Below are 20,573 nucleotides of genomic sequence, written 5' to 3'. Positions count from 1 at the left end.
TTTTAGTCCGTAATCCTATTTATTTTCGGTGGGGCTTCCCCCGGTAATTCTGGTTTTTCATTCGGTGAGTCTTCGATAAATTTAGTTTCCACTAGTTCCTTTTTGATTAACGTCTTGCCGTTTTTTCCTTCCAGGCGATCAATCGTCCGTTCGATCGTTTTGGTTGGAGTAGACAGCGTGACAATGGTATCACCGGTTTGTGCTTGCAGTTCTTTCTCTGCTGTATAAAATTCCATCTCTCCATTTGCTCGGATAATATACAGTAAAATTGATTGATCATCCCGCTCACGCAGATATTGAGTATAACTGTATTGTTTCGTCAGCAATGTTTTACGGAAAACATATCCCGCATTCATTCGCTCTTCCAATTCATCAATTGATAAATTCGGTGAAAACAAAAACTGGCCAGTTGCCAAGTTGAATTGCTGGTCTCCATTACGTTTGTGCGTAGTCGTTTGAAATAACATATCACGGCCAAGATCGGGCGTAAAATCTGCACACACATGGGAATTATATGCGTCCATTTTGGTCATCGCCAAAATATATCGGTATGGCGTCATTTCCAAATGGTAGCCTGTATGCTCAGATAAAATATCTCCCATATAAGTAGGGATCTCTAATTTTCGAGCATTCGATAGTCCTCCCCATGAGTTATCCATGATCAGTACTTGATGGTCTGCCTCTTGAATCGTTTTTGCAAGTTCCGCCACAAAACGAGAGCTACCAATGAGTACGACACCAAACTCTTCCGGCGTAGTCAAGTTCAATTTCTTAGCTAGCCAGCCAATGGAAAAGCCATGCATCACCACGGTAGAAAATACGAGTGCAAATGTCAGTGCTGTGAGCAGTTCTGCATCTTTATAGCCATTGTCTAGTAAGATCGTCGCAAAATAGCCGGAGACCGTTAAGGCGACGATCCCACGAGGTGCAATCCAACCGATCAGCGCGCGCTCTCGAATTGTCAGATCCGTTCCAATGGTTGCTAACCAAATGGACAGTGGACGGACTACAAACAGCATGGCCAGTACATATAAAACAATTTTCGGATTCAAGATTTCAATTAATATGTGAGGTTCCAGAGATGCTGTCAACATGACAAAAATTCCAGAAATGAGTAAGACGGAAATATTTTCTTTGAAATTTCGGATATCATTCAATGTAGTGAGTGACATATTCGCCATCGTCATCCCCATCGCCGTTACTGCGAGCAATCCCGTTTCATGCATAATTTCATCAGATAGTACGAAGACAAACAAGACCAATCCAAATAAAATCGGCGCTTTCAAATATTCCGGGATCGTCCCTTTTTCAAACGCAGCTCCTAAGATCCGACTCGTTCCCCATCCAAGTAAGACCGAAAACAGGGAAGCCCCAACAAAAAGCATCATCGCTTTCGCTGTGACTTCATCATTAATAAACTTGATGACTTCAAATGCGAAGACTGCTAGCAGCGCACCGAATGGGTCTACCACAATCCCTTCCCATTTCAGAATGGCTGCGGGGCGAGGTTTTAATCGTGCCTGTCGCAATAAAGGTAAAATGACGGTAGGACCTGTTACGATAAATAACCCCCCGATAATGAAAGCCACTTCCCAAGAAAGACCCGCAATATAATGTGCTGCCAAAGAACCGGCAATCCATGCGATAAAAGCACCAATTGTAACTATTCGTGCAACAGGACGGCCAAACCCTTTGATCTCTTTAAAATCAAGATTTAAACTTCCTTCGAATAAAATGATAGCTACTGCAAACGTAATAATCGGACCAAATAGTTCTCCCATCGATTGTTGGGGATTAATCCACCCCAGTATCGGTCCTACCAACAATCCGGCAATCGCCATGACCACAATTGCTGGCATTCTTGTACGCCATGCCACCCACTGTGACCCTACACCTATCAATACGACTAACATTAAATCCATCAACAATGAATCAAACATACCAGGATTCCCCTCCTTCCCATTCAAACATCTTTCTCTGTATTTGCTCAGTATCTTCCCATTGTAATAAACTCTACTGCGTTTTCATAGGCTAAGAGGAACGTAGCAGATTTAGAAAGGGTGGTTCCAATCGAAGAACAAGTCCAAAAAAAAATTGCGATGTATCTTTCCGTAACGGATGGAAAAGGAAGTTATCCTCTCCGACGTGCAGCCACACTGGCGAATACTTTGAAAAACGAAGCAGAAATCATCTTTCTGCACGATACAGAAACACCCGCTCCAAAAGGTGATTTTGCTTGCTATCCAGTGGAAGGACCGTCCTCCCTCATCCAACTGTTGACCAATCTCCAGCCAGATTTATTACTCCGTGATGGTGGTACCAGCCATAAAGAGGAAGTGTCCAAGCTCCAGGAAGTAGTCCCTAGCCTACTGCACTTTGATGATTTCGGCGAAGGGGGTCAACTGGCCGATTTAGTCGTCCAAACATTATATGCGGAAACACATGAACCGCTTCCTGACCATTACATCGTTGGTCACGAAACGTTTATAGCGGACACTTCACTCCAACCGTATCGTAGGGCAGGGCTAAAGAGAAAACCTTCTTTCTCCTCACCACATCTCGTTATTACATTCGGAGACGAAGACCCGGGAAATTTGACATATCGTGCATTGAGACATGTTAAACAATTACAGATTCCTTTACGTGTTACGGTGTTAATTGGCTCAAATTATACTCACGACGTAGGAGAAATACAAATGATGGCACTTAGCCGAAAAAATACGGTTGTGAAACGTGCGACTGATAATCATGCAGAAATTTATACACAAGCGGATATGATTTTATGCGACGCGTCCTACACGCCTTATGAAGTCGCCACAATCGGTATTCCTTGTATTGTACTTGCCCAAAACGAGTTCGAATCAAACCTAGGCTTCCCTAAGGAAAGTCATGGCTTTATTCATCTGGGACTTGGACGTAAAGTGACACAATCCAATTTGCTGAATGCCATTATGGAGCCTTTATTGCACGAAGCGAGGAGAGAACGCGCAGTGAAGCGACAACTCTTGTTGAATGTAGGCGATGGTGAAGCGAAAATCGTGGAAGCAATCCGCTATTTACTAGAGTTTCCGAAACGGACAAGGGCTGGATATGTTACACTAAGGGAAAATCGCAGATAGGAGTTTTCCCAATGAATAAACAGCAACTTGAACAGGAAATCGCTCAGCTGAAAATGGACTACATCGGTTTGCAAGGCGATATCGAAAAACTAGAATCGACAGGTAACAGCAAGATGATCGAAAATGCCGAACGACGTCTGGCAGGCATGGAAGATCGCCTAGCTGATTTGAATAAGCAGTTGGCTACAACAACAGAATAAACAACGAACGACCTCACATCTTTAGCGATGTAAGGTCGTTTTTAGTATTGTGTAGTTGAGATTAGTCTGTTGCTCGGTGGTAGTGGGATTTAGATCGGTTCTACGTGACTTCCGCTCGGTCCATCCTCACTTCCGCTCGCTACGCCAAACAAAAAAGCTCACACAATATGAGCTTTACACCATGACATATTCTTGTGCTGCTTGGTCTTGAACGAGCAGTTCCTTCAAGTACTTTTTCGCGCGGAATAAGCGTGACTTTACCGTACCGATCGATACTTTCATCAACCCAGCAATCTCAACCAATGAGTATTGATTCACATAAAAATACTCGATGGTCTTACGATAGATGCCATCCAATTCACCGATTTTCTGTTGAACCAACATTTGAATATCATTTTGTTCAATCAGTTCCACAGGAGTTTTTGCATCACTGGGAACCAAATCTAAAATCGGAACGTCTAATGTATCAGGTTGATTCATCACGTATTGGCTGTGACGTACATTTTTTCGATAGCGATCACGAAACGTATTCATACAGATCGTCGTCAACCAAGCTTTCATACGATTGACTTCATTCATTTCACCACTATATCGAACGACTTTCACCCAAACGTCTTGCATGAGATCTTCTGCTTCTTCTTTATTGCGAGTTAATTTAAGACATAAATGATATAAGTATCGACCATATTCTTCATATAGTGCGTTCAAGTCAGAATTCATAATAAGTACCCTCCGTTTGTTAACTGGTACCCTAATTATGGCAGACACATTCATTACATACTATCGCTTTCTCTTTCAGCAACCTTACATTTCTGTAAGATTGCTTGACAAAGATTACGCTTCGATGACTTCTTCTTGTTCTTGTTGTTTAGTGATCCGCAAACGCAGGATACGCGTTCTATCCATCTCTTCAATTTCAAATAATAATGAGTTATAAGTAAACCATTCCCCTACTTCAGGAATATGTCCTATTTCCTGGAACACGAACCCACCAATCGTATCATGGTCGGTTGGAAGCTCCACATCTAGAAGCTCTATCACATCATCAATCTCTAAGCGGCCCTGACACACAAGACAATTTTCATCTTTCTCAAAAACCATTGACTCTTCTTCTACATCCGTTTCATCTTCTATATCTTGACCAATCATCTCTTCAATAATATCTTCTTGCGTAACAATTCCAAGCGTGCCGCCATACTCATCTAATACAATCGCCATGTGTTTCTTCTGTGTAAGCATTCGTTTAAAGACTAATTCCACGCTCGCCGTCTGCACGACAAATAAAGGCTGGCGATCTATCATATCTGAAAACTTCCGATCAGGATACATCGACCATTCGATTAGCATTTTCGAATAAAAAATACCGACGACCCGATCTATACTTTCTTCATACACAGGATAGCGAGTATAAAAATACTGCAAGACAACATCTCGCACATCTTCGTACGTAGAGTCCATTGATAAAGAAATGATATCTGTACGGTGTGTTTCCATGACATCCATTACATCTTTATCGCGAAAATCCAAGACACCTTTTAAACGAATCGACTCATCTTGACCAAATGTACCTTCAGTAGATGCAATATCCACCATAGAACGCACATCTTCCTTTGTCAGCGTAGCTTCCGTCACGGCTCCTTTTGAAATTAATCGTACAAAGAAGTTCGTAAATAAAGCCAATATCGCAGTCAATGGAATCAATAATTTGACGATCACCGTAATAGGTGGTGCGACCACATAAGCGATCCGATCCGCAAAAGTGGCTGCTATTGTTTTAGGCAATACTTCACCAAATATAATAAGAACAACCGTCAATATACCCGTCATTATCCCAACACTTAAACCTTTATCAATCGCAATCATCGTCACGATGGTCGGCATTAAAATATTCGCTACATTATTTCCGATTAAAATGGCCGTAATCATCCGATCCGGCTTTGAAATTAACTGTTGTAACTTAATCGATTTTTTATCTCCTTGATCTGCACGCAACTGAATCTTCATACGATTCACAGCAGTCAGGGCTGTTTCACTTCCCGATAAAAAAAAGGACACAAACAAACAAAGTCCCAGTGCAATAAACAATTGCGTCTCCCCCAGCGTTTCTTCAGTTTCTTTTTCATTAGCAAAATAAAGATATTCCCGTAATTTAACAACTTCCTATTCCAACAGTATAGCATAAACCTAAACTTAGACGTTAACGTTAAACATACTTATCATGCTCACTTTTACACATCGTTTCCCTTCTTTGTAAGCGTTTAAACCTTACGAATCAAGAATATCTGCTATACTGTGTGAAAGAAAAAAGTGTATAGAAAAGAGGGCTTCAGATGCGTACATTCCAGTCATTAGATCAGTATTTTACAAAAAATCGCGACCGCCACTTAGAAGAGCTGAAAGCATTTTTAAAGATTCCCAGTATTAGCGCCTTAACAGAACATCAGGCTGACATGCAAAAGGCAGCGAAATGGCTAGCAGACGCTTTTACAGACACCGGCCTAGAGAATGTATCGATTGAAAAAACAGCGGGTCAACCTGTCGTTTATGCAGACTGGCTTCATGCCGAAAATCAGCCAACTATCCTAATCTACGGTCACTACGATGTGCAACCCGTCGATCCTCTTCATTTATGGAAAACGCCACCGTTCGAACCGGATATTCGCGATAATAAATTGTATGCACGCGGAGCAAGTGATGACAAAGGGCAAGTGTTCATGCATATTAAAGCGATAGAAGCACTGATGAAACTTGACGGAAAGCTTCCTGTCAACGTCAAGCTCATCATTGAAGGCGAAGAAGAAATTGGCAGTCCTAGTCTAGAGGCATATATCCTGGACAATCAAGAAAAACTGGCAGCTGACTTAATCGTCATTTCTGACACGGGAATGTTTGGACCAGGACAGCCTGCCATTTGTTATGGATTGCGCGGATTAGCTGGTGTACAAATTGATGTGAAAGGTCCAAAAGGAGACCTGCATTCCGGTTTGTATGGCGGAGGGGTACAAAATCCGATTCATGCCTTAGTGGAAATTTTGGCTTCATTCCGAGACCGAGAAGGTACGATTGCAATTGATGGTTTTTATGATCAAGTACGAGATCTAACAGAAGAGGAACGTTCTGCTTGGGCAGCACTGGACTTCGACAAGGAAGCTATAAAACAGGAGGTTGGTGTAAAGGAACTCACGGGAGAACCCGGCTATTCTTACACTGAACGCACATGGGCTCGTCCGACGTTAGAAATTAACGGAGTCTACGGTGGTTTTTCAGGAGAAGGAATCAAAACGGTACTGCCAGCGGAAGCTAGTGCGAAAATCACGTGCCGATTAGTACCGGATCAAGACCCTGATGAAATCATCAACAAGCTACGATCGCATATTGCCAAGCACGAGCCCGTCGGTTGCACTGTAACAGTTACCGAGTTCGATAAAGGAAAGCCTTATTTGACGCCTTATGATCATGCCGTGATTCAAGCTGCTGGTAGATCGTACGAACAAGTCTATGGTGTTCCAACGGTGTACACTCGAGGAGGAGGTTCCATTCCAATCGTGGCAGCGTTCGATGAAATTCTTAATCTGCCTGTCGTCTTAATGGGTTTTGGTTTAGACACTGAAAACTTCCATGCACCGAACGAGCACTTCCATCTAGAAAACTTCGATAAAGGTTTGCGCGTGATCGGTAGCTATTATGAAGAATTAGAAAAGTTGAAGCTATAAATCTTCGGCTGATTCTATGAGCACTTATCCGGGAGCTATGAGCGCTTACTGACATCTTGAACATAAAATAACAGGCTGTTCTCTACAAATGAAGAGAACAGCCTGTTATTTTATTATTCTGCTGAATCTTCTTCGCTATCGCCAAAATACGTAATAATTTCATCCACCGGTTTACGAGGCGCTGCTTTTGGCGCACCATCAAAATGGCCGAACTGTAGCATGCTGATAATGCGTTCTCCAGGTTTCACGCCTAAGCGGTCGCGGAATTTCGGATTATCCAAAAAGCCTGGTGTTTTCCAGCAAGTTCCGACGCCTTTATCCCACGCCAACAATTGAATGTTTTGGATCAGTATGCTGGCAGCCGCATAATCTTCGAGTCGCTCTTTTTGACGAGCATCCTCAGGTACGATCACGAAAACAGCTGCGCTGGCAGACGTGAACTTTTTCATTTGCTTCTCTAAATCTTCATCTGAAAGCTGTTTCCAGTTCGCTACGCCAAATTCCTTTAATACATCTAGAAGTTGCTCATATTGCTCGTCTGCCGCTACAATCAAACGCCAAGGATTCCGGTTTCCATGGTTCGGTGCCCATATGGCATCTTCGATAATTTCCGGTATAATTTCAGGTTCGATCGGTTGTCCGTTAAAGTTTTTAATTGAGCGCCGTGTGATAATGGCCTCTCTTACCGATAATGCTTGTTCATTCACACTCAACCTTCTCCTTTGCCTGTAAAGTATCTAGTCCCAAGTATACCCTAACTAGATAGGTTGTTACTAGAGGCTAAGCAAAAACACTTCCTTCCGTTGCCTTATTCTCAAGAAAAATAATCATTTATTTTAAAGAAAATATAGGTCGCATTCGGCGAGTAGGCATACGAATCTTTGTAGTCCCACGTCCGATGATAGGCATTATACGTATGTGCATTGACAAGCGGCATTGTACCGTCTTTCGCTGTCACGATAGTAGAATGGTCAAATCGTCCATCACCTTGTAAATCATAAGAAATGACGTCACCAATTTGGAGTTCCTCTGCCGAACCCACTTGTGTAGCCGTCAATCCTTTTTTAGAAGTTGCTAAATACCAGCGCAATGAATGGGCCACAGTAAAACTAAAACTCCAGGTTCCATTGCGCATCCACCACCCTTTTTCACGATTGGGATAGCCGTGCATTGGGGCTCCGCCTGCCAATAAACATTGTGAAATAAAATTTGTGCAATCATCTTCAAATATTGGAAACGCAGGATTTCTGCTATCCCACCACTTGTCCGCATATCTGACCGCCGCTTCTCGATCGTACAAAAAATCCCTCCTTGTCAAACTATATGACAAGGAGGGGTTACGCATTAATGATTTAGTACTTTGGATAAAAAGTTTTTGGCACGTTCGGTATCGGGATTCGAAAAAAACTTGGCTGGTGAGGCTTGCTCCACCACTTTCCCATCTGCCATGAAAATAATTTCATCACAGATTTCCTTGGCAAAACCCATTTCATGGGTCACGACGATCATCGTCATACCTTCTTCTGCTAACTTTCGAATCGCATCTAATACTTCTGTGACCATTTCAGGATCTAACGCAGATGTCGGTTCATCAAACAACATCACCTGAGGCTCCATGGCTAACGCCCTCGCAATCGCTACCCGCTGTTGCTGTCCCCCAGACAATCTATTCGGATACGCATCAAACTTGTCACCTAAGCCTAAAGAAGTTAGCAGTTCTTTCCCTCTCTCTTCCGCCTCGCTTTTACTCAGTCCCTTAACATTGATCGGAGCTAACGTAACATTTTGCAATGCCGTCAAGAACGGATAAAGATTAAAACTTTGGAACACAAATCCGATTTCTGAACGCGCTTTATTAATATCTACTTTTTTATCATGGATGGAAATACCATCTACAATGATTTCCCCATTATCGATTGGTTCTAACGCATTAATTGTCCGAATTAGCGTAGACTTTCCAGCCCCACTCGGACCGATGATCGCCACTACATTGGATTTTGTCACTTCCAGCGTGACGTCAGTAAGCACTTGATTCATACCGAATGTTTTATTGACATTTTTTACAGCAATCATTTAAGGCACTCCTTCACACAAGATTCTTCAATTTTCTCTCGACAACAGTCGTTGTTCAATCGCTCTGATAATCATGGACAGCGTAAACGTCATAGCAAAATAGATGAAGCCTACGAAAGTCCAAACTTCGATTGACCGGAATGTAGTCGAAACCAAGTTCTTCGCAGCCAATGTTAATTCCGTCGCACCGATTACAGAAATTAGTGAAGAATCTTTAATAAGCATGATAAATTGTGAAGCAAGTGGCGGAAGAACTCGACGGAATGCTTGTGGTAAAATGATGAGCCGCATAGCCTGCCAATAACTCATCCCCGAAGAACGAGCCGCTTCCATTTGACCTCTTGGCACTCCTTGAATTCCTGAACGAACGATTTCCGCAATGAACGCTCCTGTAAAGATCGCTAGACCGATGATAGCTCCCCAATAGGAACCCAATTTCAAGAATTGACCCAATACAAAGAAAATCCAAATCAATAAAACGAGCAACGGCACACCGCGCATGACTTCTACATAGGCTGAAGAGATAATACGGATAAATTTATTTCTCGAGATTCTGCCCATTCCGAAGATAATCCCGATCGGAATAGCAAGAAGTAACGCAATCGCTGAAATTTCAAGCGTCTTTAGTGTCCCTTCAATAAAGATATCCATATTTTGCGAGATGACACTGAAGTCATATTCATAGCTTCCCATATTACTCTTCCGTTACCTTCGTCAGCCAGTCACTTTCTTCAAACCAACGATTTCTAGATTCTAATTCTGCTGGACTATCAATATAGCTATGCAAGAATGAATTAAGCCATTGTAATGTTTCAAAATCATTTTTCTTTACAGCAATTCCTAGATTTTCAGCAGAAAGCAAGCCTTCCATTTGATGCACTTTCCCTTCATTCTCCAAACGCCATACTGCAATTGCCGGCTCATCATAAATAACCGCATCTGCTTGTCCTGAACCCATTGCTGTAGCTGCAAGAGGGAAGTCTTCAAAGTCCACAACTTCAGCATTTTTGAATTGAGATTTCGCAAGCAACGCACCCGTTGTTCCTACACCAACCGCAATTTTCTTACCTTTCACATCCAACTCTTCCCAAGACTTGATGTCCTTACTTGCAGCAGGCACCATGATAGCCTGCCCTGTTTTGTAATAAGGATTTGACATACTTACCGCCAATGCCCGATCTCCCCGGATCGTCATCCCTGCGATGACCATATCGACTTCACCTGTTTGAAGTGCTGGAGTCAAGCCATCGAAAACGAATTGCTTGAATTCCACATCTACTTTTAGCCATTCACCGATCGAATTTGCTAAGTCGATGTCATACCCTACATAACCGCCTTCCGTGCTTTTCATTTCAAAAGGGAAATAACCTGGTGCAATCCCGACAACCAACTTCTTTTTATCTTGGATGTTTTTCAAAGTGGACTTCTCCGTAGTACCCGATCCCCCACCGTCATTATTACTACAACCTGCAATCAGTAGCGCGAGAATGAGTAATAGTGCTGTAACTGTCTTTTTCATTCATTTCCCCTTCTTTCCCTAGATTATTAAATCAATTACGGCTCGGCGAAATTGCGTCCAGATTTTTTCGAGCTTGTTCGAAAAGCTCCCCCTAAAATCTGTGACTTCCGCTGGAGGCTTAACTTAAATCAGCAAGTGTTTGAATGCCATCTGAATAAAGAGAGACCATAGATTTATTTCCCACGTAAAAGGAGTATAGTCGCTGCTGAATTAAGTTAAAATCTTCTAAATTAAAACAATTATATGTTACCTATAGACGACTGTCTACTGCTATTTGAATATTCTATGCAATTTAGTTGATTACTAGTTTTCTGCATAAAGTACTTATTCAAGATTCTAGTCGTCGCTAAACTTATTGCCTGTTATACTTAATATACGTTATAGTGAATAAATATACAACCGGTATTATAAAATAGTTTTTATTGCTTACAATAGGATGCCTATATGTTTATAGTATAATTTATTCACAATATAAAAAAAGGTAGTTCTTGAACTAAACCGTCAAGAACTACCGCCTACTCTTCGTTTCTATGTATGGAGCATAGGGGGCTCGAACCCCTGACCTTCGCACTGCCAGCGCGACGCTCTCCCAGCTGAGCTAATGCCCCTTGTTTCTGATACAATAAGAGTATAGCAAGTGTTCAGTGAAAAGACAATAGGCAAGAAAGGTGGTATGTCCAGATGCAGCATGCAGAAAGAGAACTGACTGAATCCGTGCCATTATGCGATTCGAAGGGTCTTCTTAATCCGGAGTCAATAGGATTTGCCCGTAGTCCTCTAGTGATCAGTAACTTAAAAGGGCAGTTTATGAAAAAGAAACGGTGGAATTATTGGTGCATCTATGGAGAAGATTTGTTGTTTTCCACAACAATCGTCCACCTAGACCATAAAGCCATTTGTCTAATTTACATACTAGATTATGAAACTCAGCGTTTTTATGAGAAGCATCTGACTCTCCCTTTTGGCAGACGTATTAAAATGCCCGAAGAACCTTTGGATAGCATTAAATTTATTCATGACGAACTCACTGTTCAATTCGTTCATATGCAAGGTGAAACCCATCTGTCCGTTACCATCGCAGACTTTGACAATGAACCGTTACATGCAGACCTGCATATTATCCACCCTGATAAAGATGAGTCATTAAATGTGGTGATCCCAAAAAGCAGGGACACGTTTCATTTCACATCAAAGCATACGATTTTACCAACCGGTGGATTTGTGAAAATCGGTGAAAGACGGTATGATTTTAATCCATATTATAGCTTCGCAGTCCATGATTATGGTCGTGGCGTTTGGAACAAAATGGCGGATTGGAATTGGGCAATGGCTTCCCAACGGACTGGGGGAAAAAGGGTTGGCTTGAATCTAGGTGGAAGCTGGACAGACGGCACAGGATTAACAGAGAATGCGGTGTTTGTGGAAGGAACGATGTACAAGATCCATGAAGACGTATTATTTGGCCGCGACACCGAAAATCTCATGAATCCTTGGCGTATTCGTACGAAGTTTTCGCATGACATCAACTTAACATTTAAACCTTTTTTTCAACGACAAACACTCGACCATTATTTCATTCGCAAAATGTCTGTGAATCAAGTGATCGGATACTTTCATGGGAAGATTCGTCTACCAAATGATCAAGTACTGCCCATCCGCCAAATGCTTGGTTCTATTCTAGAAAGGACAGACAGATGATCACTCCATTGTCTTGGACTCTCTTCTCTTCAACCTATGAAATAGTGGTTTAGAATAACTCCTTTCAGGTCATAATATAAGTACTATACACTGAGAAAGGGTGTCTCTCATGTCATTGTTACGTTTAGTATCTGTAGTAGGGTTTTCTTCTATTTTAGTTCTCAGCGGCTGTTCTTCAAAAGAAAAACCACCAAATAATGATGAACCCGCACTAGGTTACGAGGATGAAGATAAAGGCAGTTCCATTAACACAGGGAATGGTTATGGTTTCACGGACTTTGATTTAAGTATCAAGAAAGATGGAAAGAAAATTGAAGCAGATTATGAAGATGTCAAACCTTCCGATACAGAATATGTTAATGAATTTCAAAATGTGAACTTGGAAGGCAATGAAGCAATGGACGACTTGCACAAAATGTTCATGGAAATTTTGCTCGATAGTGATACGTCGAAAGAGGAAGCCATCGACAAAATTCTGAAATGGTACGGACTAGATGATTATGATGAATTTGAGCTAGAAGTCAAGTATACAGACGACAAGACACTTACAATTGATGAAAAGAAATGATAAAAAAGCCTTCAATCCGCTCTATAACGGATTTGAAGGCTTTTGGTATTCACTCTACTCTATGTTTTTCAGCATGTCGTAAAATAATCCTCGGCGTTCCAGTAAGTCTGCGTGACTTCCCGCCTCCACTATTTCTCCGTCTGCTAGCACGTAAATTTTATTTGCTTTCCGGATCGTGTTCAACCTGTGCGCGATGACAAAGCTCGTACGTCCTTCCATTAAGCGTTCCAACGCCTCTTGGATCGCCAATTCCGTGACAGTATCGATACTACTTGTCGCTTCATCCAGAAGAAGGAGTGTCGGATCAGCCACCAACGCTCGTGCTATGGACAGCAATTGCTTTTGACCTTGGGAAATCTCTTCTCCGCCTGCGGTTAACACCGTGTCATAGCCATCGGACAATTTCCTTATAAACGTGTCGGCATTCGCTTTCTTGGCAGCCGCTTCCACCTCCTCATCAGTGGCATCCAACTTCCCATAGCGAATGTTTTCTCGCACGGTTGCTTCAAATAAAAACGGATCTTGTAAAACAAATGCCATTTGACTACGCACAGTTTGACGTGGAAGCTGATCAATCGGTATGCCATCCAACAAGATCTGCCCACTGTCCACTTCATAAAATCGAGACAGCAACTGCATAATGGTCGTCTTGCCGGCCCCTGTCGCCCCTACGAAAGCGGCTGTTTCACCAGGTTTAACATGAAAACTGATGCCACGGACGGTTTCTTCCTTCTCATAACCGAACGTCACATTACAGAATTCGACATCGCCTTTCAGCGTCTGTGTTTTCGCCTGCTTAAGACCCTCGTCTTTCTCTGCTGGCTCATCCATAATCGTAAATACTCGTTCAGCCCCTGCTATGGCGGATAACACTGTGTTGAATTGATTGGCCAAATCATTGAGAGGCCTTGTAAATTGTCTTGCATATTCACTAAAAATGACGATCGTTCCTACGGTCACCCCCCCGTACCCTTTCACCGCAAGCAAACCACCTACTCCCGCGACAATAGCGAACGACATATTATTTAGCGTGTTCATCACTTTCGGGATAAATCCGGAATACGTTTGTGCCCAAAAACCTGCTGTTCGCAAGCGTTCACTTTTTTCTGCAAATTCCTTCACTACATTCTGTTCTTGAGAAAACGCTTTGACGACTCGTTGACCTGAAATGGTTTCTTCAATCATACCGTTTAGTTCACCAATTGCACGCTGTTGTTCTTTAAATAAGATACCTGTTCGTCTCGTAATCCAGCGCATCGCTAGAAACATTAACGGCACGATCATCATTGTCAGCAATGTCAATAACGGACTTAAATACAACATAATAGACAAAGTACCTACCAATGTTAGCACACTCGAAAATACTTGAATGAATGAAGAATTTAACGTCTGGCTGACATTTTCAATATCATTCGTCACACGACTCATCAGTTCCCCATGTTGACGCTTATCAAAAAAGCGGATGGGTAACTTTTGTAAATGTCCGAATAACTGGGTCCGCAAACGATAAACCGTTTGCTGGGCAATCCCCACCATCCAATAGTTCTGCAAATAGGTCGCAATCGAAAAACCTGCATAGACGACGAGCAGCCAACCGATCTGCATGCCTAGCCCTTCTACTTTTTTCGGTATAACATAGTGATCGATGATATTACCGATCATCAGGGGTCCGACTAATGCAAGGGCAGAACTGACCAGCACGAGTACCAATACCACAACGAGCAGCGCGCGCTGATGATCAATCAGGCGCCAAGTGCGAAAGAGAACGGATTTCCAATTACTCGCCTTCTGCACTTTTTTGCGATTTGATTTGCTCAAATCCTCTTTTTGGATAATCGGTTCATAACCAAATGGTTTAGACATCATTCCACCCCTTCCGTCTGTTGCGACTCTGCAATTTTTCGGTAGAACGAAGAGGTCTTCAATAGCTCTTCATGTGTGCCATGACCGACTATTTCCCCTTCCGATAACAATAAGACTGAATCCGCAATTAGAGCAGTTTGGATCTTTTGCGTCACGATGAACATGGTCGTATCTTCTTCCTCAAGCGCCATCCATAGTGCAGCTTCCGTTTTGACATCCAACGCACTCGTACTATCATCCATAATCAAAATGGAAGGTTTTCGAATCAATGCACGGGCAATCGATAAACGCTGTTTCTGACCTCCAGACAAATTGACACCTTTTTGTCCTACACGCGTTTGATAGCCATCGGTAAATCGCATCACGGATTGATGAATTTGCGCCTTTATCGCTGCTTCCTCCACATCATCTTGGCTAGCATCTTGCTTGCCCCATGAAAGATTTTCATACACCGTTCCTGTGAACAACATAGACTGCTGTGGTACATAGCCAATCATCTTACGTAATGAATCAAGCGGCCAATCTTCCACGTTCTTACCATTTATCGATAAGGTTCCTTCTGTTGCATGGAACATCTGTGGAATTAGCTGTAGCATCGTGGACTTTCCGGAACCCGTGGCGCCCATAATGACAATTTTTTCTCCTGGTTTCACTTCAAATGAGACGTTCTTCAATACGTTTTCATTTGTACCTGGATATCGAAACGAAATATGTTCGAAACGCACAGCTGCTGCTCCATGACAACGGTTTCCCAAAGAATTTAACGGCTCCAACTCATCATCTGTTCGTAGCAATTCTTCCATTCTTTCGGAAGAAGCTTTAGCACGTGAAAAGATCACGATCAAAAAGGAGAACATGGAAAAAGCACTCGTCATCCGCATCGCATAGTTGACGATTGCTACGACATCTCCTACAGGCATACCCGAGTTCCTCACTTCATCCGCACCAAACCAAAGAACCGCCATGAAACTAACATTCATAATGAATAGTAATACCGGCAAAATGAGCTCCATCAAACGCATCGCATGAACACTGTCTTTCTTCAACGCTCCTGCAGCTTGTGAAAAACGGCTCGTTTCATAGGCGCCGCGCAAGTAAGCTTTGATGAGACGCACAGCCTGTAAGTTCTCTTGAACCAACTGATTGACCGAGTCGAGCCGCCTTTGGACTCGACCGAATAGCAGAACTCCTTTGCGAGCCATGATGACCAAAAAAACCGCTAAAAATGGGGCTCCGGCCAATAGGAAAATGGCTAATTTCGAATTGACCACGAACGCCATGATCAGACTACCAAGCACCATGAGAGGAGCCCTTGCCATAATTCGCAATGACATAAATAACGCGTTTTGCACAAGTGTGACATCACTCGTTAAACGTGTGATAAGACTAGATGTAGGAAAACGCAAAAAGGCAGCGAGCGAAAGGGCTTGTACCCGCACAAATAACGCCTGCCTCAAATCATAGCCAAAACTTTGGGCCACGTGTGAGGCAAAATAGGAATTAACGACACCTGAAAAGAGTGCCACCAATGCCAGCCCCATCATGACGGTTCCCCACACTCCGACGATGCCGAGGTCTTCCTTCATAATCCCATCGTCAATAATCTTACCGATCAGCAAGGGCTGGATTAGCTCTACCGCTAGTTCTAGCAACATTAAAAAAATGGCGATAGTCATCGACCATTTATAGCGTATCGCGTACCGAAAAACAGTCTTCATCTATTCCACCTCTAAATCCCCATCTATGTTGTGTTTATTATGTCATATCACCATAAGGAGTGTACAGATGAAGACTGCTTACAGCTCAGGCGGAGAAGCATCCGATCGTACTTTGCTTCCTCCCACCGACAACCAGACAACACCAAACAGCATGATCAAAGCGCCGCTTATTTGCCAAATCCCCATCGTCTGACCAAGCCAGACAACGGAAATCACCATTGCGGTAAGGGGTTCAAAACATGAAAGCACACTTGTCTCCACAGGAGAAATAAACGTCATACTTTGAAGGAACATGATAAAAGCTAGAGTCCCCATAATGATGACCAATAGTAGCATTCCCATCGCTGGAGCATTCGCCAATACGGAAAGGTTCACAAAAAAACTAGGAAGATTGGCGATAAATAGAGCTAGCCCGCCAATGAACATGCCCCACCCAACAACCAACAACACGCCCCATTCTGCCATGAGGACAACTGGATATAATGTATAGAATGCAAACGCAAATCCAACCACCACTCCCCAGACGATCGCCTCCGTATTCAGAGAAATGCTGGAAAATGAGCCATTCGTCAATAAAAAATACAAACCAATTAGCGCCACGATCATACCAATCATTTGGGTGCCAGGAGGAAAGGACCTCTGTTTAATGGACAACAAAATGATGATGTAGACAGGTGCAACAAATTGGAAGAGCGTAGCCACGATCGCGTCACTATGTGCAATCGTCTGGACAAAGCCAAACTGCACACCCAGCATTCCGAAGACCCCGAATAAGACCATTTTACGTAACCAGAGCTTTTGTCTCATCGGGCGCCCCACTCGTACTCCTTTTGCCTTCAGCAATAATAGTATAACGGCTCCAGCAAACAGTAAGCGCAAAATTAACAACATGGAGACGGACATTTCACTGTGATGTAAGATCCACTCCATCATAGGACCTGTTGCCCCCCATAACATGGAGCCTACTACAATCATCACGATTCCTTTCATTCGTAACATACATACATCACCCCTAACAAATATTAATAGACATTCTTACTTTATAGTATAAAATTCATACAAATTACATAGACACAAAAGAAATTTCCACTATAATAGTAATATAGTAGAATCTGAAAGGAGCATTCTCCAATGAATATCACTAGCTTTCCTGAAACTAAAGAACACAACTCATTAGTAAATAGTCTTGATAAATATCAATTAGTCATCCATACAGATGGAGAGGGACTAATCACCTATGCCAATCAAAATTACTTAACTGTGAGTGGATGGACACCTAAACGTATTATTGGAAAATCTATTTGGCAAATGTTCTCAGAACGCAGTGAAAATCAACAGGTCGCCAACTCCATTTGGGATCGTTTATTATCCGGCAAAGCATGGTCTGGTAAAGTAGAAAAAATGACTCGCGGAGGCGAACCATTTTTCGTAAACTTGCTAGCCGTCCCTACTCTTTCTCATGACGGAGAACTACAATCCGCTTTCTTCTTGGAGCTGGACATTACAGAAGACATTCATCTGCAAGAGAAATTAGGAGAAATCGCGTTTATTGATGTAGAAACCGGTCTCATGAGCCGTCATAAACTAGAACAAGTCGTAAATGAATCGATTGAACTTGGTCATCATTTTTCATTTGTTTATTTGACGATCGACCATTATTTCACAATGAAAGAGCTGCAATCTCCAGACTCCGAGACACAGCTGATCCAAGAATTCACAAATCGACTAAAAAGGTACTTTCAGGATAATCCTATCGCACGTATCGACACGAACAGCTTTGTCGTTCTCACTGCTTTTGGTGATTGGTATATTCAAGGGTTTTATGAGTTCTTAAAACAGCAGCCGATCTACTTGAACCATAATGCGCAGACACTTTCTATTAGTGGTGGTATTGTGCGTTTTCCAGAAGATCAGAAAACGTACATCCAACTATATAAAGTCGCCATGACCGCCGCAGATGATGTCATCAGCCAAGGCGGTGGACGGATTGCTTCACTTTCTGCCGAGTCTCATAAGATTTTGAACCGTCGTCTTGAAATCGACCGGAAGATGTTGATTGCACTGGACCGTAATTCATTGCACGTTGCCTATCAACCTCAATTCGATATCGTGAGCGATAGCATTAATTGTTATGAAGCGCTTGTCCGCTGGGAAGATGAAGATCTCGGCATGATTAGTCCAGATGAATTGATTCCCATTGCAGAAGAAAACGGATTAATTGAAGAAATCGGCGCATATGTGGCAGAAGAAGCGATGACATTTGCAACGGCCTGGCATCGAGCTGGTACTGAGATGAGTATCTCTATCAACTCATCGATACGCGAGTCATTAAACCCACAATGGAAAGACCGTATGATCACCATCTTAAACGATACGGGCTGCCCGGCAAACAAAGTACACTTGGAGTTCACTGAAAAGTTCGCCCTCAAGGCGGAAGAAGAACAATCCGTGATCATCCAAATGTCTGAATTACAAAATCTCGGCATGCAGTTCACACTGGATGACTTTGGTTCCGGCTATGCATCCCTACGCTATTTACAGCACTTACCGATCACTAGTATCAAAATCGATCGTATTTTTATCGACGCCTTGTTAATCAATCCAAAAACGCAAAAACTAGTCGAAGGAATGATTCAGTTTTCCAAGACGATGAACTTGTATACGATTGCGGAAGGCGTAAGCAATGAACAACAATTTCAATTACTAAAAGAAATGGGCATTGACGCCGTCCAAGGACACTATATCGGAATCCCGATGCCTGCCGATCAAATAGACATCCATTAAATTTCATTCCACTCAATCAGAAGGAGCTCCTTTCATTTCGAAAGGGCTCCATTTTTTATCACAAATTTAAATAGTAACTGAATCATAACTTCCGCGAATACGAGGCCCATCGCAATGGCGCCTGATACCATGAATGCTTGGGACGCAATGGGAATTGCCTGTAGATAGTCGTGCTCCACTACATGTCGCATCGCATTATACGCAAGCCCACCCGGCACTAACGGAATAATGCCCGCTACACTAAAAATAATCATCGGCATCCGAAATGCCTTCGCAAACAAATGAGCTAAAACAGATACGGTGAACGCTCCGAGAAAAGAAGCTTTTACCGGGTCAGTCCACCATGCATTACACTGTAAATAGATCAGCCAGCCTGCTCCACCAACGAGCCCACAATGAAACAACATCTTCCGCGGTGCGTTGAAAATGATCCCAAATCCCAATGCAGCGAAGAAACTTAACAGTCCTTGAATCAGTACATACACGACGCCCACTCCTCGCTCATCTAAATGACAGAATCAAGGCCACGCCTGCGCCAATCGCAAATGCCGTCAAGAAGGCTTCTGCTCCTTTTGACAAACCTGACACGAAATGACCTGCCATCAAATCACGAACTGCATTGGTGATCAATAGACCTGGTACTAGCGGCATGACACCACCAATAATGATTTTATCCAATTCGTTTCCTTGACCGAAATACACCATCAAAAAAGCACTGGTCGCCACTCCAAGTGATGCGACAAATTCGGCAAAAAACTGTACCTTCGTCACTTCATTCACTAACACCACGATGATATATCCAACCCCACCCGCTAAAATAGCTGCCGGTAAATCACGCCAATGCCCTTCGAACAACAATAAAAAACAGCCGCTCGCCCAAGCCGCAGCCAATAGCTGAAGCCAAAATGGGAAAACAACTTTTACTCGATCAATCGTTTGTAACTGCATATACGCTTGTTCTAACGAATAATCACCTGTCACTAACTTCCGTGACACATCATTGATTCTAGCAATCTTTTCTAAGTCAGTTGAACGTTTCTTAATACGAATTAGCTGCGTATGATGTGGCGTGCCTGGCGAGAAAATGATGCCCGTCGGCGTAACAAAACTATGGGTCATCCGCAGATTATGTGCTTGCGCCATGCGCTCCATCGTATCTTCCACACGATATGTTTCCGCACCTGCTTCCATCATGAGACGGCCTGCTAGCAAACAACATTCAATCGCTAGCTCCTGTGCCTCGGTTCCCGCCATATTCTCACCCCTACGCTACTGTTCTCTACATCTTAATGGACGAACTGGGTAAAAACAACCTTTA

The 20,573-nt window shown here is 42.8% G+C and carries 18 protein-coding genes, 1 tRNA gene and 1 pseudogene; 6 read left to right on the top strand and 14 right to left on the bottom strand.

Annotation, left to right across the window (positions count from 1 at the left end):
* Positions 1–2 precede the first annotated feature (2 nt).
* Positions 3–1,940, bottom strand: coding sequence for a cation:proton antiporter (locus GD002_RS00160; protein ID WP_153730304.1), 1,938 nt, complete (start codon positions 1,938–1,940; stop codon positions 3–5).
* 120 nt (positions 1,941–2,060) lie between these two features.
* Here GD002_RS00160 and GD002_RS00155 point away from each other — a divergent pair, with 120 nt between their 5' ends.
* Positions 2,061–3,119, top strand: coding sequence for a PseG/SpsG family protein (locus tag GD002_RS00155; protein WP_153730303.1), 1,059 nt, complete (start codon positions 2,061–2,063; stop codon positions 3,117–3,119).
* An 11-nt stretch (positions 3,120–3,130) separates the two neighbouring features.
* On the top strand, positions 3,131–3,319 hold the full coding sequence (locus GD002_RS00150; protein ID WP_153730302.1) for an SE1832 family protein: 189 nt from the start codon (positions 3,131–3,133) through the stop codon (positions 3,317–3,319).
* A 174-nt stretch (positions 3,320–3,493) separates the two neighbouring features.
* On the opposite strand, the gene GD002_RS00145 is transcribed toward GD002_RS00150, so the two are convergent.
* Complete coding sequence (locus GD002_RS00145; protein WP_153730301.1) at positions 3,494–4,039, bottom strand: RNA polymerase sigma factor; 546 nt, start codon at positions 4,037–4,039, stop codon at positions 3,494–3,496.
* Positions 4,040–4,153: 114 nt separating this feature from the next.
* Positions 4,154–5,404, bottom strand: a complete 1,251-nt coding sequence (locus GD002_RS00140; RefSeq protein ID WP_153730300.1) for a hemolysin family protein — start codon at positions 5,402–5,404, stop codon at positions 4,154–4,156.
* A gap of 245 nt (positions 5,405–5,649) precedes the next feature.
* On the opposite strand from GD002_RS00140, the gene GD002_RS00135 reads away from it, so the two are divergent.
* Positions 5,650–7,032 (top strand): dipeptidase, encoded by a 1,383-nt coding sequence (locus GD002_RS00135; RefSeq protein WP_153730299.1) that lies wholly within the window; start codon positions 5,650–5,652, stop codon positions 7,030–7,032.
* Between the two features lie 113 nt (positions 7,033–7,145).
* Here GD002_RS00135 and GD002_RS00130 read toward each other — a convergent pair whose 3' ends face one another.
* The 6 genes and pseudogenes from GD002_RS00130 to GD002_RS00105 all read right to left on the bottom strand — a co-directional run bounded on the left by GD002_RS00130 (position 7,146) and on the right by GD002_RS00105 (position 11,232).
* Positions 7,146–7,739: a nitroreductase family protein gene (locus tag GD002_RS00130; RefSeq protein ID WP_153730298.1), complete on the bottom strand. Its 594-nt coding sequence runs from the start codon at positions 7,737–7,739 to the stop codon at positions 7,146–7,148.
* 107 nt (positions 7,740–7,846) lie between these two features.
* Positions 7,847–8,344 (bottom strand): annotated as a pseudogene (locus GD002_RS00125) (amidase domain-containing protein); the annotation flags it as partial.
* A gap of 32 nt (positions 8,345–8,376) precedes the next feature.
* Positions 8,377–9,105 carry an amino acid ABC transporter ATP-binding protein gene (locus tag GD002_RS00120; RefSeq protein ID WP_153730296.1) on the bottom strand — a complete coding sequence of 243 codons (729 nt, stop codon included), beginning with the start codon at positions 9,103–9,105 and terminating at the stop codon, positions 8,377–8,379.
* Between the two features lie 27 nt (positions 9,106–9,132).
* Positions 9,133–9,798 carry an amino acid ABC transporter permease gene (locus GD002_RS00115; RefSeq protein WP_153730295.1) on the bottom strand — a complete coding sequence of 222 codons (666 nt, stop codon included), beginning with the start codon at positions 9,796–9,798 and terminating at the stop codon, positions 9,133–9,135.
* A gap of 1 nt (position 9,799) precedes the next feature.
* A complete protein-coding gene (locus tag GD002_RS00110; protein WP_153730294.1) occupies positions 9,800–10,624 on the bottom strand; it encodes a transporter substrate-binding domain-containing protein in 825 nt (274 codons plus the stop codon).
* Between the two features lie 535 nt (positions 10,625–11,159).
* Positions 11,160–11,232: transfer RNA gene (locus GD002_RS00105), tRNA-Ala, on the bottom strand.
* A gap of 73 nt (positions 11,233–11,305) precedes the next feature.
* Between GD002_RS00105 and GD002_RS00100 the strand changes: the two genes are divergently transcribed.
* Together GD002_RS00100 and GD002_RS00095 are read left to right on the top strand one after the other, a co-directional pair.
* Entirely contained in the window at positions 11,306–12,322 is a 1,017-nt protein-coding gene (locus tag GD002_RS00100) for a DUF2804 domain-containing protein (RefSeq protein WP_153730293.1), read from the top strand.
* Between the two features lie 109 nt (positions 12,323–12,431).
* Positions 12,432–12,890: a YusW family protein gene (locus GD002_RS00095; protein WP_153730292.1), complete on the top strand. Its 459-nt coding sequence runs from the start codon at positions 12,432–12,434 to the stop codon at positions 12,888–12,890.
* Between the two features lie 54 nt (positions 12,891–12,944).
* On the opposite strand, the gene GD002_RS00090 is transcribed toward GD002_RS00095, so the two are convergent.
* From GD002_RS00090 to GD002_RS00080, 3 genes are all read right to left on the bottom strand, one after another.
* The gene (locus GD002_RS00090) at positions 12,945–14,753 is read right to left on the bottom strand and encodes an ABC transporter ATP-binding protein (RefSeq protein ID WP_408020060.1); all 1,809 of its coding nucleotides are present in this window, start codon (positions 14,751–14,753) and stop codon (positions 12,945–12,947) included.
* Positions 14,753–16,471, bottom strand: coding sequence for an ABC transporter ATP-binding protein (locus GD002_RS00085; RefSeq protein ID WP_153730290.1), 1,719 nt, complete (start codon positions 16,469–16,471; stop codon positions 14,753–14,755). The genes GD002_RS00090 and GD002_RS00085 overlap by 1 nt, the downstream gene beginning before the upstream one ends.
* A 78-nt stretch (positions 16,472–16,549) precedes the next feature.
* A complete protein-coding gene (locus tag GD002_RS00080) occupies positions 16,550–17,470 on the bottom strand; it encodes a DMT family transporter (protein WP_153730289.1) in 921 nt (306 codons plus the stop codon).
* A gap of 132 nt (positions 17,471–17,602) precedes the next feature.
* On the opposite strand from GD002_RS00080, the gene GD002_RS00075 reads away from it, so the two are divergent.
* Positions 17,603–19,255, top strand: coding sequence for a sensor domain-containing protein (locus GD002_RS00075; RefSeq protein ID WP_153730288.1), 1,653 nt, complete (start codon positions 17,603–17,605; stop codon positions 19,253–19,255).
* Between the two features lie 32 nt (positions 19,256–19,287).
* Here GD002_RS00075 and GD002_RS00070 read toward each other — a convergent pair whose 3' ends face one another.
* Positions 19,288–19,740 carry a threonine/serine exporter family protein gene (locus GD002_RS00070; RefSeq protein WP_153730287.1) on the bottom strand — a complete coding sequence of 151 codons (453 nt, stop codon included), beginning with the start codon at positions 19,738–19,740 and terminating at the stop codon, positions 19,288–19,290.
* Between the two features lie 16 nt (positions 19,741–19,756).
* The gene (locus tag GD002_RS00065; RefSeq protein WP_153730286.1) at positions 19,757–20,509 is read right to left on the bottom strand and encodes a threonine/serine exporter family protein; all 753 of its coding nucleotides are present in this window, start codon (positions 20,507–20,509) and stop codon (positions 19,757–19,759) included.
* Positions 20,510–20,573 lie beyond the last annotated feature (64 nt).

Source organism: Sporosarcina obsidiansis (assembly GCF_009651005.1).
Lineage (GTDB): Bacteria > Bacillota > Bacilli > Bacillales_A > Planococcaceae > Sporosarcina > Sporosarcina obsidiansis.
The sequence above is the reverse complement of the archived record's forward strand: the minus strand, read 5'-3'. Positions and strand labels throughout refer to the sequence as shown.

Bases quoted from the DNA above. Each gene is read 5' to 3' on its own strand.
- GD002_RS00160 (WP_153730304.1), bottom strand. From the start codon at position 1,940: ATGTTTGATTCATTGTTGATGGATTTAATGTTAGTCGTATTGATAGGT.
- GD002_RS00150 (WP_153730302.1), top strand. From the start codon at position 3,131: ATGAATAAACAGCAACTTGAACAGGAAATCGCTCAGCTGAAAATGGAC.
- GD002_RS00145 (WP_153730301.1), bottom strand. From the start codon at position 4,039: ATGAATTCTGACTTGAACGCACTATATGAAGAATATGGTCGATACTTA.
- GD002_RS00135 (WP_153730299.1), top strand. From the start codon at position 5,650: ATGCGTACATTCCAGTCATTAGATCAGTATTTTACAAAAAATCGCGAC.
- GD002_RS00120 (WP_153730296.1), bottom strand. From the start codon at position 9,105: ATGATTGCTGTAAAAAATGTCAATAAAACATTCGGTATGAATCAAGTG.
- GD002_RS00115 (WP_153730295.1), bottom strand. From the start codon at position 9,798: ATGGGAAGCTATGAATATGACTTCAGTGTCATCTCGCAAAATATGGAT.
- GD002_RS00110 (WP_153730294.1), bottom strand. From the start codon at position 10,624: ATGAAAAAGACAGTTACAGCACTATTACTCATTCTCGCGCTACTGATT.
- GD002_RS00100 (WP_153730293.1), top strand. From the start codon at position 11,306: ATGCAGCATGCAGAAAGAGAACTGACTGAATCCGTGCCATTATGCGAT.
- GD002_RS00095 (WP_153730292.1), top strand. From the start codon at position 12,432: ATGTCATTGTTACGTTTAGTATCTGTAGTAGGGTTTTCTTCTATTTTA.
- GD002_RS00090 (WP_408020060.1), bottom strand. From the start codon at position 14,753: ATGTCTAAACCATTTGGTTATGAACCGATTATCCAAAAAGAGGATTTG.
- GD002_RS00085 (WP_153730290.1), bottom strand. From the start codon at position 16,471: ATGAAGACTGTTTTTCGGTACGCGATACGCTATAAATGGTCGATGACT.
- GD002_RS00080 (WP_153730289.1), bottom strand. From the start codon at position 17,470: ATGTTACGAATGAAAGGAATCGTGATGATTGTAGTAGGCTCCATGTTA.
- GD002_RS00075 (WP_153730288.1), top strand. From the start codon at position 17,603: ATGAATATCACTAGCTTTCCTGAAACTAAAGAACACAACTCATTAGTA.
- GD002_RS00065 (WP_153730286.1), bottom strand. From the start codon at position 20,509: ATGGCGGGAACCGAGGCACAGGAGCTAGCGATTGAATGTTGTTTGCTA.